The sequence below is a fragment of the Streptomyces sp. NRRL B-24085 genome (genome assembly GCF_001282115.1).
Classification (GTDB): Bacteria; Actinomycetota; Actinomycetes; order Streptomycetales; family Streptomycetaceae; genus Streptomyces.
This window is the reverse complement of record NZ_LJBR01000485.1, coordinates 1-3,188: the sequence shown is the minus strand read 5'-3', so window position 1 is coordinate 3,188 and position 3,188 is coordinate 1. Positions and strand designations below refer to the sequence as shown.

Below are 3,188 nucleotides of genomic sequence, written 5' to 3'. Positions count from 1 at the left end.
CAGGACCTCCAGGTAGAGGAACATGAAGAACGCCGCCTTGCCGGCCAGTTGGACCGCCGAACCGGTCCCGCCGGAGCGTTCGGCCTCCTTCTCGCGTTCCTCCTCGTCCTCCAGCCGGTCCTCGAAGTAGCCGGAGAGGCCGCCGACCACCAGGTAGGTGATCAGACCCGCGATGCCCGAGATCAGCACGGTCTGCGCCTTGTCGGCGTGCGCGCCGCCGTGCTGGTGGGCGTGGGTTTCGCGGTGATCGCGACGATGACGACGGGGAAGACCAGCCGCATGCCGAACACGGCGATCAGGACACCGACCGTGAGGAAGATCTTCTGCCAGAAGGCGTTCATCTTCTTCAGGACTCCGGCGTTGACCACCGCGTTGTCGAACGACAGGGAGATCTCCAGCACGGCCAGGATCGCCACGATGCCGAACGCGGCCCAGCCGTCGTACAGCACTCCCGCGGCCAGGCCGAGCGCGGTGACGGCGAACGCCCAGCGGAAGGTCTTCAGAATCACTGGCACCAAGTCCTGTTGTCGGGTGGTCGCGGAGGGAGGGCGCAAACGGCCCGGGGGGGGGCACGGGCGTTGTCTATCACGGACGTGGGCCGCCGGGGCGGCGCTGGGTGCCGGCGCCCGGCGCGGCCGGCTCCCCTGTTCACGTTCTGGTGGGGGCCCGTACCGCGAGCAGGGCGACGTCGTCGTCGTTGTGGGCGTGCCGCACCCGGCGCAGCACCTGGTCGGTGAAGGAGGCCAGCGGACGGTGGGCCAGCGCGGCGGCGTGCCGGCGCAGATGCTGCAACCCCTCGTCGAGGGAACGGCCGACCGCCTCGATCAGGCCGTCGGTGTACAGCAGCAGCGTGGAGCCGGGCGGCAGCAGGGTGGTCGCGTCGGTGCGCGCTGTGGTCACTCCGGTGCCCAGGAGGATGCCGTGGCCGTCGGTGAGGTAGTGGGCCAGACCGTCGTGGGTGATCAGCAGGGGCGGCGGGTGGCCGGCGTTGGTCCAGCTCAGCTCCCAGTGGCCGTCGTCCCGCTCATCGACCCTGGCGAAGATCATGGTGGCCATGGTGACGTCGGTGATGTGCATGACCGCCTCGTCGAGCCGGGTGACGATCCGGCTCGGCGGTTCCTTGTGGGACCAGGCGTAGGCGCGGAGCATGTTGCGCAGTTGCGCCATGCCGGCCGCGGCCTCCAGGTCGTGGCCCACGACGTCCCCGACCGCCAGCGCGGTGGCGCCGTCGGAGAGGGTGAAGGCGTCGTACCAGTCGCCGCCGACCTGTGAGGCGTCCGGGGCGGGCAGATAGCGGGCGGTCATCTGCAGCCCGGGCACCCGGGGCATCTGGGGCAGCAGGTGGTTCTGCATGGTCTCGGCGACCTTGCGCTGCCGCTGGTAGAGACGCGCGTTGTCCAGGGCGAGGCCGGCCCGGCGGGCGATGTCCTCGATCAGCGGGAGGTCGGCGGGGGTGAAGTCCACCGGGTCCTTGGCCCGGCCCAGGGTCAGCGCGCCCAGGACGGCACGGGTGCTGCGTATGGGGGCGATGGCGGCGGAGCGGATGCCGGTGGTCTCGAACAGGCGGCGCTGTTCGACCGCGATCCCGGAGTCCGGCTCCCGCTGGTAGGTCTGCGGGCCGGCCAGGGTGGAGGCGACCCCGCGCAGCGCCCTGGACAGGGGCATCGGCGATTCCTCCGGCACCGGCGGCATCGGCCCCTGGAGGTCCTCGTGGCGCACCAGGCTCTCGCCCTCGGCGTGGACGACCGCGGTACGCCACACCTCGTCGCGCTCGGTGATCAGGTCGACGACGGCCCAGTCCGCCAGCCGGGGGACGACCAGGGCCACGAGCCGCCGCAGCGTCTCCTCGACGTCGAGCGTGGACGTGAGGCGGGTGGTGGTCTCGGCCAGCAGGGCGAGCCGCTCCAGCTCCGGCATCGGCTGGGCGGCGGGCTGCGGCCGGCTGTCGGCCTCCGGCGGGCGCCGGTCGTGCACGAGCACGAGCGTGCCGGCCTCCCGGCCGTCCAGGTCGTACGGCGTGACGAGCCACGAGACGGGCAGCAGGGAACCGTCGCCGCACTCGAAGTGGTCCTCGTCGCCCTGGGCGGTGCGCCCCGCGTGGAACGCCTGCCGCATGCTGCACCGGCTCCGGGGCAGGAGGTGGCCGTGGGCGTCGCGGTGCAGCAGGTCGTGCGCGTCCCGGCCGAGGAACTCCGCGGCGGGCCGGGCCAGCAGCTGTTCGGCGTGGGTGTTCACGGCGATGACATGGCCTTCCTCGTCCACGACGTAGGCCGCGGTCCCTATGGCCTCCAGCGCCCGGGTGCGCTCGGCAGCGGATGCTGCCGGTGGTCGTCTCCCGACGGTCCCCGTGTCCTCCACCCCTGCCATGTCGCCCTCTCCTCGCTGGTCGGACGCCGCGCCTTGCCGGTCCGCGGCATGTTCATCCGGCCGTCCTGCTCCTTCCCCTGTGCCCCGGTGCCCATGTATCCAGCCTCGCCTGTGATCGGGCACGCGCAACCGGGTCGGCGGGGACGGCGGTGCGCAGCCTTCTCCGGGCGGGCCCCGGACCCGCGGAAGGGGGCCTCGTCCGTGCGGGGATCCATGCCCGGGGAGGCAGGGCGTCAAGGCGCCGTCCAGCGCGCCCCCTGACGCTTCCGTGCGCTGGGTGCGCATGGCCGAATTCCCGCCGCTGTCACGGGACTTGGCCGTCGGCTGGGTATCGGTTGAAGTGACGGATGCGTCCGGGCGGCATGAGGGGGCTGGGGCTGTGGCACGCCTGTCGTGGACGTCCGGCCCCTCCCCGTCGCGCCGACCGCGGAACCGGCACGTCGTGCGCGCGCTGCGGGCGCAGGGGCGCTACGGTCCCAGGTTCCGTGACGTGCTGCCCGCCTTCGCCGGTGTCGTGGCGGCCGTGTGCGCGGTGGCGGCCCTGCTCGCCGCGGGATACCGCGCCGCCGGGATCGTCGTCCCCGTCGCGGGCGTCGCCCTCCTGGCCCTCGTCGTCACGGCAGCGGTACGGCACGGGCGTCCTGACGCGCGCCGCCGCCTGGGCTACTACACCCCGGACGAGCTGCTCGAACTGGACACCCAGGAACTCGCGCTGGCGGTGGCGCGGATGCTGCGCCGGGACGGGTGGCGGGTGCGGCTGGTGCCGGCGCCGGACCGGCCGCGCCTGTGCGCCCGGGACGCGGCCGGACACCGGATCGACG

The 3,188-nt window shown here is 73.2% G+C and carries 1 protein-coding gene and 2 pseudogenes; 1 reads left to right on the top strand and 2 read right to left on the bottom strand.

Features of this window, described 5'->3' with window-relative positions; genetic code table 11:
* Positions 1–509: pseudogene (locus AOJ26_RS42485) on the bottom strand (DUF475 domain-containing protein); the annotation flags it as partial.
* 139 nt (positions 510–648) lie between these two features.
* Entirely contained in the window at positions 649–2,367 is a 1,719-nt protein-coding gene (locus AOJ26_RS37440) for a SpoIIE family protein phosphatase (protein ID WP_053852814.1), read from the bottom strand.
* A gap of 442 nt (positions 2,368–2,809) precedes the next feature.
* Between AOJ26_RS37440 and AOJ26_RS37435 the strand changes: the two are divergent.
* Positions 2,810–3,188: pseudogene (locus AOJ26_RS37435) on the top strand (hypothetical protein); the annotation flags it as partial.

Bases quoted from the DNA above. Each gene is read 5' to 3' on its own strand.
- AOJ26_RS37440 (WP_053852814.1), bottom strand. From the start codon at position 2,367: ATGGCAGGGGTGGAGGACACGGGGACCGTCGGGAGACGACCACCGGCA.